This window comes from Janthinobacterium sp. AD80 (assembly GCF_002878455.1).
Lineage (GTDB): Bacteria > Pseudomonadota > Gammaproteobacteria > Burkholderiales > Burkholderiaceae_D > Janthinobacterium.
Genome location: NZ_NRDQ01000023.1, coordinates 1 through 15,834, shown reverse-complemented (window position 1 = coordinate 15,834; position 15,834 = coordinate 1). Strand labels below are relative to the sequence as shown.

General features: G+C 63.0%; 12 protein-coding genes. 5 read left to right on the top strand and 7 right to left on the bottom strand.

Annotated elements, in window-relative coordinates:
* Positions 1-12: 12 nt before the first annotated feature.
* The 7 genes from JaAD80_RS06135 to JaAD80_RS06105 form a co-directional block, all read right to left on the bottom strand.
* Positions 13-1,539 (bottom strand): MBOAT family protein, encoded by a 1,527-nt coding sequence (locus JaAD80_RS06135; protein ID WP_102293366.1) that lies wholly within the window; start codon positions 1,537-1,539, stop codon positions 13-15.
* A gap of 166 nt (positions 1,540-1,705) precedes the next feature.
* A complete protein-coding gene (gene prpF / locus JaAD80_RS06130; protein ID WP_102293365.1) occupies positions 1,706-2,896 on the bottom strand; it encodes a 2-methylaconitate cis-trans isomerase PrpF in 1,191 nt (396 codons plus the stop codon).
* Between the two features lie 122 nt (positions 2,897-3,018).
* Positions 3,019-5,613 carry a Fe/S-dependent 2-methylisocitrate dehydratase AcnD gene (gene acnD, locus JaAD80_RS06125; protein ID WP_102293364.1) on the bottom strand — a complete coding sequence of 865 codons (2,595 nt, stop codon included), beginning with the start codon at positions 5,611-5,613 and terminating at the stop codon, positions 3,019-3,021.
* Between the two features lie 23 nt (positions 5,614-5,636).
* Positions 5,637-6,791, bottom strand: coding sequence for a 2-methylcitrate synthase (gene prpC, locus JaAD80_RS06120; RefSeq protein WP_102293363.1), 1,155 nt, complete (start codon positions 6,789-6,791; stop codon positions 5,637-5,639).
* A gap of 69 nt (positions 6,792-6,860) precedes the next feature.
* Positions 6,861-7,748 (bottom strand): methylisocitrate lyase, encoded by an 888-nt coding sequence (gene prpB / locus JaAD80_RS06115; RefSeq protein WP_086136626.1) that lies wholly within the window; start codon positions 7,746-7,748, stop codon positions 6,861-6,863.
* A 385-nt stretch (positions 7,749-8,133) separates the two neighbouring features.
* Positions 8,134-8,382 (bottom strand): hypothetical protein, encoded by a 249-nt coding sequence (locus JaAD80_RS06110; RefSeq protein WP_034783948.1) that lies wholly within the window; start codon positions 8,380-8,382, stop codon positions 8,134-8,136.
* 121 nt (positions 8,383-8,503) lie between these two features.
* Positions 8,504-8,740, bottom strand: coding sequence for a hypothetical protein (locus JaAD80_RS06105; RefSeq protein WP_102293362.1), 237 nt, complete (start codon positions 8,738-8,740; stop codon positions 8,504-8,506).
* A 177-nt stretch (positions 8,741-8,917) separates the two neighbouring features.
* Here JaAD80_RS06105 and JaAD80_RS06100 point away from each other — a divergent pair, with 177 nt between their 5' ends.
* From JaAD80_RS06100 to JaAD80_RS06080, 5 genes are all read left to right on the top strand, one after another.
* On the top strand, positions 8,918-9,775 hold the full coding sequence (locus JaAD80_RS06100; RefSeq protein WP_102293361.1) for an MBL fold metallo-hydrolase: 858 nt from the start codon (positions 8,918-8,920) through the stop codon (positions 9,773-9,775).
* A gap of 194 nt (positions 9,776-9,969) precedes the next feature.
* Positions 9,970-12,099 (top strand): DUF3274 domain-containing protein, encoded by a 2,130-nt coding sequence (locus JaAD80_RS06095; protein ID WP_102293360.1) that lies wholly within the window; start codon positions 9,970-9,972, stop codon positions 12,097-12,099.
* Positions 12,100-12,229: 130 nt separating this feature from the next.
* Entirely contained in the window at positions 12,230-13,558 is a 1,329-nt protein-coding gene (locus JaAD80_RS06090; protein ID WP_102293359.1) for a hypothetical protein, read from the top strand.
* A gap of 311 nt (positions 13,559-13,869) precedes the next feature.
* Positions 13,870-14,727, top strand: a complete 858-nt coding sequence (cysE, locus tag JaAD80_RS06085) for a serine O-acetyltransferase (protein WP_102293358.1) — start codon at positions 13,870-13,872, stop codon at positions 14,725-14,727.
* Between the two features lie 122 nt (positions 14,728-14,849).
* Positions 14,850-15,834 (top strand): MFS transporter (locus JaAD80_RS06080; protein WP_146012266.1); only part of this gene is annotated, 985 nt, incomplete at its 3' end.

Here is a 15,834-nt window from a genome sequence, read left to right as displayed (position 1 = left end):
GGTTCGCTCCCCTTAGAATTGGAAATACAGGAATTCGGCGGGCCGGTTCAGGGCCAGCATGCTCGCCAGCGCCAGCACGGCGATGGCCGCCGCCCACGCGGGCGAAGCGCGCCAGGTGAGCCAGCGCTCCGCTCCTGCCTGGAAATCCAGCGCCGGGTCGAAACGGCGCATGATCTGCTGCGTATTGGGCAAGGCAAAGGTGATCAGCGCCGCCACCGCGATCCACGTCCACGTCTCGATGAAGAGCGTGCCGCCGCCCAGGTAATAATCGATGCCCATGCTGGCCAGCAGCGGCTGCAGCGGCTGCAAATGCGGCGCCAGCGCATCGGGCAAGGCCAGGCCAAAGCCGCCCGCCATGCCCTTGATGATCGTCAGGGCGGTCGGCATGTCCGGGGCGCGGAAAAAGACCCAGGCAAGGCAGACAGCGGTAAAGGTGAGCAGGATCGCCATGGCGTTGCCCGCCCGCGTGTCTGCCGGCAGGTGGAATCTGCGGGTGAATGCGCACCAGCCCTTGTGGATGGCCAGGTAGGCGCCGTGCAGCGCGCCCCAGACGATGAAGTTCCAGCCGGCGCCATGCCACAAGCCGCCCAGTACCATGGTGATCATCAGATTGCAGTAGCGCCGCAGCGGGCCGCAGCGCTTGCCGCCCAGCGGGATATACAGGTAATCGCGCAGGAAGCGCGACAGGGTCATGTGCCAGCGGCGCCAGAACTGGGCGATATTGCGCGCCTTGTAGGGCGAGGCGAAATTGAGTGGCAGGCGCACGCCAAATAGTCTCGACAAACCGATGGCCATGTCGGAATAGCCGGAGAAATCGAAGTACAGCTGGAAGGCATACGCCAGCACGCCAGCCCAGGCGATCAGCAGCGAAGGCGCCTCGGGATCGTCGAACAAAGGCGCTGAATAGGCGCCTATGTTATCGGCGATCAGCACCTTCTTGGCCAGGCCGATGAAGAAAATCGTGCTGCCGATGGCGATATTGCCGGCCGAGAGACGAAAGGTGCGCCTGTCGGCGAACTGCGGCATCATTTCCTTGTGATGCAGGACAGGGCCGGCGATCAGGTGCGGGAAGTAGGTGACGAAGAGCAGGTAGTGGACAAAGCGGCTTTCCCGCGCCTTGCCCTTGCAGGTATCGACCAGGAAGGCGATCTGCGTGAAAGTAAAAAAGGAGATGCCGACCGGCAGAATCACATGCAGGACGGGAAGCGGCTGGTCCAGCAATTGCGCCAGGCTGGAAACGAAAAAGCCCGCGTATTTGTAATAGGCGAGCAAGCCAAGGTTGGCGGCAATGGCCGCTGCCAGTATCCACTTGCGGCGCGCCGGCACGCTGGCGGCCAGCCAGGCTGCGCAGCCGTAGTTGAAGACGATGGAGCCCAGCAGCAGTGGCAGGTAGCGGTAATCCCAGTAAGCGTAGAAAAACAGCGAGGCCGCCGCCAGCCACGCCGCCGCGCATAATTCGCTGCGCCGTCCCAGGATGAAAAAACCGGCCAGCGTGACGGGCAGATAGGCAAACAGGAATATCCAGGAATTGAATAGCATCGGTTCACCTGTCAGGAAAATGGGCGGTCGCCAACTCACGCTGCACGCTCACGCGCCTCGCGGCTGACGCCCCGCCATTTTCCTTGTCGCTCGGTTTCGTTGCCAGCAGAAATATCAACTTATCTGCAATGCAGCAGCCCTATGGCCCTGCGATACCGTGTTACGGTTAGAACGCGTCGCCGGGCACGCGCACGGTCCCTTCCATCAGCACGCGCGCGCTGCGGCTCATGATGGCCCTGGTGACGCTCCAGTCGCCGCCAGCCTGTACCGCTTCCGCACCCACCATCAGGGTGCCGGACGGGTGGCCGAAGCGCACGCTGGCTTTTTCGCCGCCGCCCGCAGCCAGGTTGACCAAAGTACCGGGGATGGCCGCCGCCGTGCCGATGGCGACAGCGGCCGTGCCCATCATGGCGTGGTGCAGCTTGCCCATGGACATGGCGCGCACCAGCAGGTCGATATCGCCCGCCTCCACCCGCTTGCCGCTGGACGAGACATAGCCGGCCGGCCTGGCGACAAAAGCCACTTTCGGCGTGTGCTGGCGCTTGGCCGCTTCATCCAGGCGGGAAATCAAACCCATGCGCAGGGCCCCATGCGCGCGGATGGTTTCAAAACGGGCCAGCGCGGCCGGGTCGCCATTGATGGCGTCCTGCAGTTCCGTGCCGGTGTAGCCGATGGCGTCGGCGTCGACAAAAATCGTCGGAATGCCGGCGTTGATCATGGTGGCTTTCAACACGCCGATGCCGGGCACGTCGAGGTCATCGACCAGGTTGCCGGTCGGGAACATGGCACCGCCGCCGCCCTCTTCCTCCGCCGCCGGATCGAGAAATTCCAGCTTTACTTCGGCCGCCGGGAAGGTCACGCCATCGAGTTCGAAGTCGCCCGTTTCCTGTACTTCGCCGTTCGTCATGGGCACGTGGGCGATGATGGTCTTGCCGATATTGGCTTGCCAGATGCGCACCGTGGCGATGCCGTTTTCAGGCACGCGGGCGGCGTCCACCAGCCCGCTGGCAATCGCAAACGAACCGACGGCGGCCGACAGGTTGCCGCAGTTGCCGCTCCAGTCGACGAACGGCTTGTCGATGGACACCTGGCCGAACAGGTAGTCGACGTCGTGCTCAGGCTTGCTGCTTTTCGCCAGGATCACCGTCTTGCTGGTGCTGGAAGTGGCGCCGCCCATGCCGTCGATCTGCTTGCCATAGGGGTCGGGGCTGCCGATCACGCGCAGCAGCAAGGCGTCGCGCGCGGCGCCAGGCACTTGCGCGCTGGAGGGCAAATCCTGCAGGCGGAAGAACACGCCCTTGCTGGTACCGCCACGCATGTAGGTGGCGGGGATTTTGATTTGGGGTTGATAGCTCATGTCATTTTCTGGAAAGAGGTAGGTCGGATTAGCGGGGCATCGCCACGCGTAATCCGACACATTGTTGGCGGGTTTTTCACAAATATTGTCGGATTACGCTACGCTAATCCGACCTACCCGATTTATGCCGCTTTTGCCGACTCCAGGAAATCCTGCGCAAAGCGTTGCAGCACGCCACCGGCCTCATAGATCGACACCTCTTCCGCCGTATCCAGACGGCAGGTGACGGGCACTTCTACCGTCTCGCCGTTCTTGCGGTGGATCAGCAGGGTCAAAGTGGAGCGCGGCGTGCGCTCGCCCACAACGTCGTAGGTTTCGCTGCCATCAATGCCCAGGGTCTTGCGGTTCACGCCAGGCAAAAACTCCAGCGGCAGCACGCCCATGCCCACCAGGTTGGTGCGGTGGATGCGTTCAAAACCTTCGGCCACGATGGCTTCCACGCCGGCCAGGCGCACGCCCTTGGCGGCCCAGTCGCGCGAGGAACCCTGGCCGTAGTCGGCGCCGGCGATGATGATCAGGGGCTGCTTGCGCTCCATGTAGGTTTCGATGGCTTCCCACATGCGCGAAATCGTGCCATCGGGCTCGATGCGCGTGAGCGAACCGGCTTTTACTTTGCCGTCCTCGATGACCATCTCGTTTTTCAAGGTCGGATTGGCGAACGTGGCGCGCTGCGCCGTCAGATGGTCGCCCCGGTGCGTGGCGTAGGAATTGAAGTCTTCCTCGGGCAAGCCCATTTTCGCCAAATACTCCCCGGCAGCGCTATCGAGCATGATGGCGTTCGATGGCGACAAGTGGTCGGTGGTGATGTTGTCGCCCAAAACCGCCAGCGGACGCATGCCCTTCAATGGACGCGCGCCGGCCAGCGCGCCTTCCCAGTATGGCGGACGGCGGATATACGTCGTCTGCGGACGCCAGTCGTACAGCGGGCTGACCTTGATGCCGTCATCCGCCTGCGCGGCGAACATCGGGATATACACCTTACGGAACTGCTCCGGCTTGACGCTGGAGGCGACGATGGCGTCGATTTCCTCGTCGGACGGCCAGATATCCTTGAGCAAAATCGCCTTGCCGTCCGCGTCATGGCCCAGCACATCCTTCTCGATATCGAAGCGGATGGTGCCGGCGATCGCATATGCCACCACCAGCGGCGGCGAGGCGAGGAAAGCCTGTTTCGCGTACGGGTGGATGCGGCCATCGAAGTTGCGGTTGCCCGACAGGACAGCCGTGGCGTACAGGTCGCGCGACACCACTTCGTCCTGGATCACGGGGTCCAGCGCGCCCGACATGCCGTTGCACGAGGTGCAGGCAAACGCCACCACGCCAAAGCCCAGTGTTTCGAGCTCCGGCATCAGGCCCGCTTCCTGCAGATACAGTTCCACGGTTTTCGAGCCGGGTGCCAATGAGGATTTCACCCAAGGTTTACGCGTGAGGCCCAGGCGGTTCGCATTGCGCGCGATCAGGCCGGCGGCGATCATGTTGCGCGGGTTGTTCGTATTGGTGCAGCTGGTAATGGCCGCGATGATGACGGCGCCATCCGGCATCTTGCCCGGTTCGTTCTCCACCACGCCGGAAATGCCGCGCGCGGCCAGTTCCGACGTCGGCACGCGGTTGTGCGGGTTCGATGGTCCGGCGATATTGCGCACCACGGACGACAGGTCGAAGCTCAGCACGCGCTCGTACTCGGCGTCCTTCAGGTTGTCGGCCCACAGGCCCGTCTCTTTCGCGTACAGCTCCACCAGTTTCACCAGTTCGTCGTCGCGGCCCGTCAGCTTCAGATACTTGATGGTTTGTTCGTCGATGTAGAACATGGCGGCCGTGGCGCCGAATTCCGGCGCCATGTTGGAAATCGTGGCGCGGTCGCCCAGGGTCAGGTGCGACGCGCCCTCGCCAAAGAATTCCAGGTAGGACGAGACGACTTTCTGCTTGCGCAGGAATTCCGTCAGCGCCAGCACCGTGTCCGTGGCCGTGATGCCCGGCTGCGGTTTGCCCGTCAGCTTGACGCCGATGATGTCAGGCAGGCGCATCCACGAAGCGCGGCCCAGCATCACGCTTTCCGCTTCCAGGCCGCCCACGCCGATGGCGATCACGCCCAGCGCGTCGACCATCGGCGTGTGCGAATCCGTGCCGACCAGGGTGTCGGGATAGGCCACGCCGTCCTGCACCTGGATCACGGGCGACATGCGCTCGAGGTTAATCTGGTGCAGGATGCCGTTCCCGGGCGGGATCACGTCGACGTTCTTGAACGCCTTCTTGGTCCAGTCGATGAAGTCGAAACGGTCTTCGTTGCGGCGGTCTTCGATGGCGCGGTTCTTGGCAAAGGCGTCGGGGTCGAAACCGCCGCATTCGACGGCCAGCGAATGGTCGACCACCAGCTGCGTGGGCACCACGGGGTTGACCAGGGCCGGGTCGCCGCCCTGGGCCGCGATGGCGTCGCGCAGGCCGGCCAGGTCGACCAGGGCCGTCTGGCCCAGGATGTCATGGCAGACGACGCGCGCGGGGAACCACGGGAAATCGAGGTCGCGGCGGCGTTCGATGAACTGGCTCAGCGAAGCGTTCAAGGTCGCCGGGTCGCAGCGGCGCACCAGGTTTTCGGCCAGCACGCGCGAGGTGTAGGGCAAGGTGGCATAGGCGCCTGGCTGGATCGCATCGACGGCGGCACGCGTGTCGAAGTAGTCTAGCTGGGTGCCCGGCAAGCGCTTGCGGTGCAGGGTATTCATCGGCGTAGTCATTGCAGTGCTCATTATTTGCGGTCCTTGATCGGCACGAATTCCAGGTCTTCCGGGCCGACATAATTGGCGCTCGGGCGGATGATCTTGTTGTCGATGCGCTGTTCGATGATGTGGGCGGCCCAACCGGAAGTGCGCGAAATGACGAACAGCGGCGTGAACATCGCCGTCGGCACGCCCATCATGTGGTAGGACACGGCCGAGAACCAGTCCAGGTTCGGGAACATGTTCTTGATTTCCCACATGACCGATTCGAGGCGCTCGGCGATGTCGAACATCTTGGTGGAACCGGCGGCCAAAGACAGATTGCGCGCCACTTCCTTGATGACCACGTTGCGCGGATCGGAAATCGTGTAGACGGGGTGGCCGAAACCGATCACCACTTCCTTGTTGGCAACGCGCTCGCGGATATCCGCTTCCGCTTCGTCGGGGTTGTCGTAGCGTTTCTGGATCTCCAGCGCCACTTCATTCGCGCCGCCGTGTTTCGGGCCGCGCAGCGCGCCGATGGCGCCCGTGATGGCCGAGTGGATGTCCGAACCTGTGCCGGCGATCACGCGGCTGGTGAAGGTCGAGGCGTTGAATTCATGCTCCGCGTACAGGATCAAGGACGTGTGCATGGCTTTTTCCCACGACGCCGACGGTTTTTCGCCGTGCAGCAGGTGCAGGAAGTGGCCGCCGATCGAGTCGTCGTCCGTTTCCACTTCGATGCGCTTGCCGTTATGGCTGTAGTGGTACCAGTACAGCAGCATGGAGCCGAACGACGCCATCAGGCGATCGGCGATATCGCGCGCGCCCGGCGCGTTATGGTCGTCCTTTTCCGGCAGGGTGCAGCCCAGCACGGACACGCCCGTGCGCATCACGTCCATCGGGTGGGCGGCGGCCGGCAGCGCTTCGAGCGCCAGCTTCACGGCCGACGGCAAGCCGCGCAGGGATTTCAGCTTGGCCTTGTAGCCTTTCAGTTCGGCGGAAGTGGGCAGCTTGCCGTGCACCAGCAGGTAGGCGATTTCCTCGAACTCGCAGCTGTCGGCCACGTCCAGGATGTCATAGCCGCGGTAGTGCAAATCGTTGCCGGTCTTGCCCACCGAGCACAGCGCCGTGTTGCCGGCGGTGACGCCGGACAGGGCGACGGATTTTTTAGGCTTGAAAGTGGCGGCTTGCGGTGCGGTCATTGTGTTCTCCAGATTGAATTGTCTCGGGTGCGTCACTGCGGGACCGGCAGGCGGTCCCTGCTTCTTTACTTATTTCTTTTGCGCGGCGAACAGCGCATCGAGCTTTTGCTCGAAGTCGTGGTAATTGATCGATTCATACAGCTCCATGCGCGTCTGCATGGTGTCGACCACGTTCTTTTGCGTGCCGTCGCGGCGCAGCGCCTGGTAGACGTTTTCCGCCGCCTTGTTCATGGCGCGGAAAGCGGACAGGGGATACAGGGCCAGGCCCACGTGCGCGCTGCGCAGTTCGTCCAGCGTGAACAGCGGCGTGGCACCGAATTCCGTGATGTTGGCCAGGATCGGCACGTTGACGGCCTTGGCGAAGGTGGCGTACATGTCCAGGTCCGTGATGGCTTCCGGGAAGATCATGTCGGCACCCGCTTCGACGCAGGCGACAGCGCGTTCCAGGGCCGCTTCCAGGCCATCGACGGCCAGCGCATCGGTGCGCGCCATGATGACAAAGTTCGGATCCGTGCGCGCGTCGACGGCCGCCTTGATGCGGTCGACCATTTCTTCCTTGCTCACGATTTCCTTGCCCGGACGGTGGCCGCAGCGCTTGGCGCCCACCTGGTCTTCGATGTGCAGGCCGGCCGCGCCGAACTTGATCATCGATTTGACCGTGCGCGCCACGTTGAAGGCGGACGAACCGAAACCCGTGTCCGCATCGACCAGCAGCGGCAGGTCGCACACGTCGGTGATGCGGCGGATATCGGTCAGCACGTCGTCCAGGCTGGAAATGCCCAGGTCGGGCAAGCCCAGCGAACCGGCCGCGACGCCGCCGCCGGACAGGTAGATGGCTTTATAGCCGGCGCGCTTGGCCAGCAGGGCGTGGTTGGCGTTGATGGCGCCGACGACTTGTAAAGGGGATTCTTCCTGGACGGCCTTGCGGAATGCGGCACCTGCGGAGTATTGGGTCATGTGTTCACCTTATGGGGTTCGGGGCGTCCCGAATGTTTCATGGAACGGCTATGCCTACCTGTACTGCAAATGCCGTGCCAGGCTTGCGCGGCGGCGTGAACATGGTGTGCCGGCAGAGTGAAAATGCCTTGAAACGCCCATATGGCGACATACGGCGGCTGTCACGCAGCAGACCAGGATTGTCACGTTCGGGGCACAAGATGTTTCATCATTGTTTCAATCAATCCATTTTGAAACATCACAGTGAAACATGCAACAGCAGGCAGGGCCAAGGTGGCGATGCAAACGCGGAAACGGGCAAGGGTCCAGCCCAGAACAAAAACAGCCGGCGGGCGCCGGCTGGGAGTAATACGGGTGAATCTGGGGGTGAGGCTGCGCGGACAGGCTAGGCCAGCCGCACCAGCGGGTTGGCGATGATGTTGTCGATCTGGCGCACCGCTTCCTCGCAGGCGGCGGCAATGGCGCCCTCCTCATCGTCGCGCACGAACTGCATGGTCGAGCCTTCGAATACTTCCAGGCCTTCCGCGGTGGCGCGTTCGATGTCGCAACTGGCTGACCATTTGCCATCGGTGGTGGGCACGGCCAAGGGAACGATTTCCCAGCCTTTATAGTGAATTTTAGAACTGCTATCCATGGGGTGCCTCCATAAGAACTGATTCGATCATAAATCGTAGCATGAAGCGCGGCCTCAGGCGACGTGTTTCACGCGCCGCACGCCGTCAGGCCGGCTTTCAGGCTAAACGATTTACGCTGGCTCAAGGGCGCAGCAGATTATCCACTTCCGTCTTGGCCACTTCCAGCCCGGCGATGCATGCCGTGTCCGGTGCCGGATAGCCGCCCAGGGTGCGGCTGCGCGTGATGGCCTGCGCCTCGGGTTCACCGTCGCGCTGCAGGCGGTAGGTAAAATCCCATAAGTCGTCATTGTCCTTTTGCGGCGTCACGGAGATGGTGAAACCGCGGTACTGTTCGCTGCGTGCAGTGGTATCGTTCATGAATTCCTCCTTGTGAGAATGAGATTACCACGCAGCAAGCCGCAGGGTGCGCACGGCTGTGCCGCATGCAGTTTGGCGGCCTTATCTGTTTTTCGCATGTCAAAAGTTAATTTGCAGCATTTTTTTAGCGAACTGTGACGATATAATGATGCTCCCTGCCCGCACTTTTTCACTGTGATGACCCCACAAATCCAAGCCTTCTTCGACCCGGCTACCGCCACCGTCACCTATGTTGTCTATGCGGAAGATGGCCAGGAATGCGCCATCATCGACTCCGTGCTCGACTATGACCCGAAGGCGGGCCGCACCTCGACCACCTCGGCCGACAAGGTCATCGCCTTCGTGCGCGAACACGACTTGCAGTGCCGCTGGCTGCTGGAAACCCATGCGCATGCGGACCACCTGTCCGCCGCGCCCTACCTGCAGCAGCAGTTGGGCGGCGACGTCGCCATCGGCGCGGCCATCCAGACGGTGCAGCAGGCGTTTTCCCAGGTGTACCACCAGGCGGGCGCGCGCGCCGACGGTTCGCAGTTCGACCAGCTGTTCGCGCCCGACCAGGTATTCCATATCGGCCAGCTGGAAGTGCGCGCCCTGCACGTGCCCGGCCACACGCCGGCCGACCTGGCCTACCAGATCGGCGACGCCGTCTTCGTCGGCGACACCCTGTTCATGCCGGACGTGGGCTCGGCCCGCTGCGATTTCCCCGGCGGCTCGGCCGCCTTGCTGTACCGCTCCGTGCGGCGCCTGCTGTCGCTGCCGCCGCAAACGCGGCTGTTCATGTGCCACGACTACCCGCCCAACGGCCGCGCGCCGCGCTGGGAAGTGACGGTGGCCGAACAGCGCGCCAGCAACATCCACCTGCGCGACGGCATCACGGAAGCACAATTCGTGGCCATGCGCACGGGCCGCGACGCCACCCTGGACATGCCGACCCTGATCCTGCCCGCCATCCAGGTCAACATCAACGCAGGCAAACTGCCCGAGCCGGAAGACAATGGCGTGCGCTATCTGAAGATTCCGCTGAACGCCATCTAAGAGCCCCCCTTAAGAGCCACCCCTTGAGAGCCACCTCTTTCAAGTGGAGGCTCAAGCCCCAACGGGCCGCAACAAGTGCGCCGCCCATTCTTGATCCCACGCAAGTCCAGCAACTGACAATCCGCATACAGTGCAGATTGCCTGAGCTTGCTTAGGCGCAGCTGTTTCCCATTCAACGTTGATGGAGCGCCAGCATGGTTTCCGACACTACGCCGGGCGCGGACTGCGTGCTCCTGGCCGACGCCGAAGGCACGACCCTGTTCAGCCATGGATTGCTCAAGGCAGTGGTTCGGCTGCCGCGCCCCGGCATCGTCATCTTCGTGCATGGCGTGAACTCCGATGGCGAATGGTATGACCAGGCCGAGCAAGGGCTGTGCGCAGGCCTCAACAATCGGCTCAAACGCCGCGACGAAGACCTGGAGATCCCCGGTCCGGCCGCCGGGCAAATGCAAGCGGCGCGCTACGAGCGCGAACTGACGGACGACGGCTTCCTCAACCCCAGGCGCAGCGCCAGCACCTTTTTGCAAGCGGACGACGCCAACTCACCGGTCATCCGCTTTCGCTGGGGCTACAAGGCTAGCGGCGAGGAGTTGCAGGCGTTTGGCGACGGCATCTATCTCAACGAAAAAAATTACTGGGGCGGCGGCCCCTTCGCCAACGGCTGCAGCGCCCTGCCCGATTTGTGGAGCGACGGTCTATCGGAGCAGCTGTTCCTGTGGATGCATATCCAGCACATGAATCCGACCAATGACCGGCAAGTGTATGCCTGCCCGCCGCGTCCGTATTTCGTTTTCGCCGCCTGGCGCCTGGCACGGCTGATCCAATCGGTGCGCGCCTGCCAGGCGGACGCGCCCGTCACCATCGTCTGCCACAGCCAGGGCAATATGGTGGCCATGGCGGCCGCCTTTCTGGGCGAAACGCTGGGTCCGTCTGCCGTGGCCGACAGCTATGTGCTGTGCAACCCGCCGTATAGCCTGTTGGACAGCAATTTCACGGAAAACTGGGTCAGCGGAAATTTGCAGGATGCACATGGCAACTCGGGCCGGCAAAAATACGCGGCGCGCACGCAAACCCTGAAGGCGTTTTTCAATATTTTGCGCACCCGCTCTGCCCTGCAGCAGGATGCCGACTTTGTCGATAAATTCTCCGGCAACAAAAAGCCTGAACGCAAGGGCAGCTATACGGCCGCCTTCGACCGCGCCGACTACGGTTTGCATGGTTCCACCTATGGCAGGGTCACCTTGTACTTCAACCCACATGACCAGGTCATTTCCGCCACGCCCGTGCAAGGCATCGGCTGGCGCGGCATGTCGGCGCAGGAAATTGCCGATACGGCTGGCGAAGGCGTGTTCACCCAGCGCGTCTTTGCGCAACATCACCTTGTCGGCCAGGAAAATGAAACGGACTACGATATCTGGCAGCGCAATGGCCAGCCGTTGACGCCGGACAGCATCGACTTCTGGCACCCGCGTTCGCTGGTCGCCGAGTATTCAATCAAAAAGGGCATGCGCTCAAGCAAGGGGATCGGGCGCAAGATACTGACTTTCTTGTTTGCGCCCATCGCCATCGTGCTCTCCAGGGCAGCCGGCACGCGCATCAACGCCCTGCCGCCCAAAGTCTGGCGGCTACCGATGAAGGGGCCAACGTTGCCCGAGCCTTTTATGTCGCAAGCGAAACGCTACGCAGATCTCAGCGAGCAGTTTGACGAGGGCTGCAATGCGCCCGCCGATTCCCTGCACAAAGACCGTCCGCCCGAAGCGGACGACGTGTATGCATCTGAGCGCGCGCATGGCAAGGGCAATGCGGAAACCGAAGCGGCGCTGCGCTATGAACAGAACGGCATGCTGCGTATGCAGGCCAGACGCGAAGGCTGGGTCGAGAAGGACCAGCCTGTGACGGCGGTGGACAAGCCGGAGGAGGCATCCAGGGAATTCAATATCTGGCGCAAACAGGAAATCCAGAACTACCTGGCCGCCAATATCGACACCCACGCCACCGATCACTCGACCATCATGACCAATCCCGAGCATGCGGAAAAGGCGCTGGCGTATGACGTGGCGGTGGGGGTGTGCACGATCAGGCAGGAGCAGTTGCGCGAATTAAGGGTGGCGGCGGATTGGAGTCTGCTCAAAGGGACATCTTTCGAGTCTGGAGAGTTCTTTGAGTACTACGACAACGGCACATTTAAAAATGCATCTTTATTTACATGGGCAAATGACAAAGACAGCCCTGCCAGAAAGCCAAAAGGCATCGTTGACGAACGCCAGAATGCCAATTCCACCAGTAATTCCACCAACGTTGCGCTGAGGACTGACGGTGCGTAAGTTCATTGCCACACCGCGCCAGCGACTGGGCTGGGCATTGACCACATTTCTCTTCGTCATTTTCCTGGCACTTTGGTTCACCTGGCCACGCTATGCCAGTCACCAGAATATCCATTCACCTGGAGACCTCATGAAACAGTTCCTTGCGTTGCCCACGCTCGCCGCCATCGCCATGCATATACTATTGGCAGGGTGCGCCGTGAAGCCTGTGAAAAATACAGAAACGTCATCAAGTCTTGCCGTCAACATCCCTTTCAAGGCGCAGGTGGTGGGCCTGCAGTGGCTCAATCCCCTGCAGCGGCGCGACTATCCGACCGAGTGGCAACTACTGTGGACGCTCGGCCTCGCCAAGCCCAACAAGAATGACGATATGGTCAGGACGGATCCCAGGGGATTCAGTACCTTGCAGGCGGTCGCCCCCATTGCTCACGATATAAATGGCAAGGAAACGTTCAAGGGCTATCACCATAAATATCTACGCGAACTGATGACCAATTTCCATGATATTTATTATTCCAGCCCTAACTACTTCTACCATGTCTATCCCAAGGATAAAAAACAGAACTGGCGCGAACTGGCAGGCATCCGCGTTGAACATGCCCTGCCTGAAGAAAAATTTGATTTGGCAGAAGTACACCAATTCACGCAGCAAACCATCAACGACACCTTCAGCATAGGCAATGTCAACTTCCCAACCCTCTGGACCCGCGCCACGCCACCCGATGTACGCATCACCCTGGGCGGCAATAATGCGGGCTTCACGTCATTGACCGCCGCGCTGGCCTACCTGCAAGCGCATCCGAAGGAAACCGTGTGGGTCATGAACTGGGATGCGCCGAGCCGGCCAAAAACCATGCAGATCAACGAAAACCTGGTGCTGCTGGTGCTGGCAGGCCCCCACTACAACACGGAGCGGGCGGCGCTGGCGTGGATAGGCTATCCATCGAGCAAAACCATCGCCGATCATGCACTGGCCAAGGACCAGCCGCCGCGCGCCGTGCAGGCGTGGCAGCACGTATTTGCCGAGGCGGCGCGCCAGGGCGGCAAGACTGAGGCCGATATCGGCTACGTCATCCACGACGCCAATATCACCTTGCCCACTTCGTCGGACCGCCTGCGCCACCTGGCGCATGCACTGGCCCTGGAAGTGCCGGGCTTCGACTTCCTGCCGCAGAGTTTCAATACGCCAGCCCTGCTGGGCGAGATGGGCGCCGGCACGGCCCTGACCAACGTGGCGCTCGGCATCGCCCATGCCAACCACGTCGGCAAGCCCGTGCTGGTGGCCGGTACCAGCGATGCAACACAGGTGACCGGCGTGCTGGTGTCGCCACCGGACAAGGTGCGGCCCATCGACCATGACAAGCCGTGGTTCCGCGCACGCGGCGAAAACAATGCGTATCTGCCTTGGTGGGGCCTGCGCCACGACGCGGCAGACGCTATGCAGGGCTACTCGAAATAAAGCCCGGGAGGCTGGCTGCCAGTACCCAGCGCGCGCCGCGTGCCCTGCTCCACCGCGTCCATTCACGTCGCTTTGCAGCACCCGCCTGAACACCAGCGCGGCATGCACCCCAGCCAAATCCCCCCCTGAAGCATCAGGAATCGTGAGCCGCGCGCTCAGTATTTACGATTTGCTTCCTCCCCCTGCGGCGGCTTATCGTGTACCCGCACTGCGCGCAGCCCGCCCTTCCGCGGGCCTGTGCGCTTGCCAGCCGGTGCCGGCCTTTGCCAGGCGCTCCACTTTTCCCTTCCCTTGCCTGGACAGGCACCGCCATGACTTACTTGACATACGCCAGCCCCCTGCCGCCCGCGCCGCCCTTGCGCCGCATCGATGCCGCCGCAGCCAGCCAGCCCGAAGGCGTGGACTGCGCCTGGGAACAGGTGCGCGAACAGGCGCAGCGGCTCGCCGCGCGCGAGCCGCTGCTGCGGCCCATGCTCGACGAACTGATACTGCCGCACGTCAGCGCCGCCGGGCTGCTCGCCGCCGTCCTGGCCCAGCGCCTGGGGGCGCGCGACATGCGCCCGGCCGTGCTGCGCCCCCTTTTCGAGGACATTTTAAGCACACAGCCGGCCATCCTCGCCAGCATCACGGTCGACCTGGCGGCCATCGCGCAGCGCGATCCTGCCTGTCCCGACGGCCTGCACGCGCTGCTGAACCTGAAGGGTTTTCACGCGCTGCAAACCTACCGCATGGCGCACCACCTGTGGACGGCGGGCCGCAGCGAGGCCGCGTATTCCCTGTCCAGCCATGCGGCCAGCGTCTTCGGCATCGACATCCATCCGGCCGCGCGCATCGGCGCTGGCATCATGCTCGACCACGGCAGCGGCATCGTCATCGGCGAAACGGCCGTGGTCGACGACAACGTCTCCATCCTGCAGAACGTCACCCTCGGCGGCACAGGCAAGGAGCATGGCGACCGGCATCCGAAGATCCGCTCGGGCGTGATGCTGGGTGCGGGCGCCAAAATCCTCGGCAATATCGAAATCGGCGCCATGAGCAAGGTGGCCGCCGGCAGCGTGGTCCTGCGCGACGTGCCCGCGCACTGCACCGTGGCCGGCATTCCCGGGCGCATCGTCCGCTACCACCAGGCCGACAGCCTGCCCGCCTTCGAGATGGACCAGATGCTGTAGCCAGCCCGCCTTCACACTGACATGGCGCCAAACGCAACAACATTGTGCAAATGATGCGTCTTCCGCCATGTCACATCCCTCAGTACCATGTAATGACTCTTATTGGATGGACAAGCCACGCTATGAATTCGCCGTCAAAACCCGTACCACCCGCCTCCAGCCAGCAGGCCACCCCGGCCATCGCCGCCACGCGCCCCGTGCGCGGCGCGCTTGCCAGCCTGTCCCTGGCGATGCTGCTGCCCGCGCTGGGCACCAGCATCGCCAACGTGGGCTTGCCCGACATGGCCAGGGCCCTGCACGCGCCGTTCCAGGATGTGCAATGGATCGTGCTGTCCTACCTGCTGGCCATCACCGCGCTGATCGTCAGCGTGGGCCGCCTTGGCGACATGGTCGGCCGGCGCCGCCTGCTGCTGGCCGGCATCGCCCTGTTCGCGGTCGCGTCCATCCTGTGCGCGCTGGCGCCCACCTTGTGGCTGCTGGTCGCCGCGCGCGCCCTGCAGGGCCTGGGCGCTTCCGTCATGATGGCGCTGACCATGGCCTTTGTCGGCAGCATCGTGCCCAAGGCGCAGACGGGCAGCGCCATGGGGCTGCTCGGCACCATGTCGGCCGTCGGCACCACGCTCGGCCCCGCGCTGGGCGGCCTGCTGATCGCCCGCTTCGGCTGGCAAGCCATCTTCCTCGTCAACGTGCCGCTGGCCGGCGTGGCCCTGCTGATGGCCTGGCGCTTCCTGCCGGCGGACCAGCGCGGCGCCAACGCCAAGCGGCCCGTATTCGACCACCGCGGCACCCTGCTGCTGGCCCTGACCCTGGCCGCCTATGCGCTGGCCATGACCCTGGGGCGCGGCCATTTCGGCATGCGCAACGTGGCCCTGCTGCTGGCCGCCTGCGTGGGCGCCGCCCTCTTCGTGTATGTGGAACTGAAGGCGCCGGCGCCGCTGATCCGCCTGGCCATGCTGCGCGCGCCCGTGCTCAGCGCCGGCCTGGCGACCAGCATGCTGGTGTCGACGGTCATGATGTCCACCCTGGTGGTCGGCCCCTTCTACCTGGCGCGCGGCCTGGGCCTGGGCACGGCCGTCACCGGCATGGTGCTGGCGGCCGGGCCGCTGG

Bases quoted from the DNA above. Each gene is read 5' to 3' on its own strand.
- prpF (WP_102293365.1), bottom strand. From the start codon at position 2,896: ATGAGCTATCAACCCCAAATCAAAATCCCCGCCACCTACATGCGTGGC.
- prpB (WP_086136626.1), bottom strand. From the start codon at position 7,748: ATGACCCAATACTCCGCAGGTGCCGCATTCCGCAAGGCCGTCCAGGAA.
- JaAD80_RS06110 (WP_034783948.1), bottom strand. From the start codon at position 8,382: ATGGATAGCAGTTCTAAAATTCACTATAAAGGCTGGGAAATCGTTCCC.
- acnD (WP_102293364.1), bottom strand. From the start codon at position 5,613: ATGAATACCCTGCACCGCAAGCGCTTGCCGGGCACCCAGCTAGACTAC.
- JaAD80_RS06105 (WP_102293362.1), bottom strand. From the start codon at position 8,740: ATGAACGATACCACTGCACGCAGCGAACAGTACCGCGGTTTCACCATC.
- JaAD80_RS06135 (WP_102293366.1), bottom strand. From the start codon at position 1,539: ATGCTATTCAATTCCTGGATATTCCTGTTTGCCTATCTGCCCGTCACG.
- JaAD80_RS06100 (WP_102293361.1), top strand. From the start codon at position 8,918: ATGACCCCACAAATCCAAGCCTTCTTCGACCCGGCTACCGCCACCGTC.
- cysE (WP_102293358.1), top strand. From the start codon at position 13,870: ATGACTTACTTGACATACGCCAGCCCCCTGCCGCCCGCGCCGCCCTTG.
- JaAD80_RS06090 (WP_102293359.1), top strand. From the start codon at position 12,230: ATGAAACAGTTCCTTGCGTTGCCCACGCTCGCCGCCATCGCCATGCAT.
- prpC (WP_102293363.1), bottom strand. From the start codon at position 6,791: ATGACCGCACCGCAAGCCGCCACTTTCAAGCCTAAAAAATCCGTCGCC.
- JaAD80_RS06095 (WP_102293360.1), top strand. From the start codon at position 9,970: ATGGTTTCCGACACTACGCCGGGCGCGGACTGCGTGCTCCTGGCCGAC.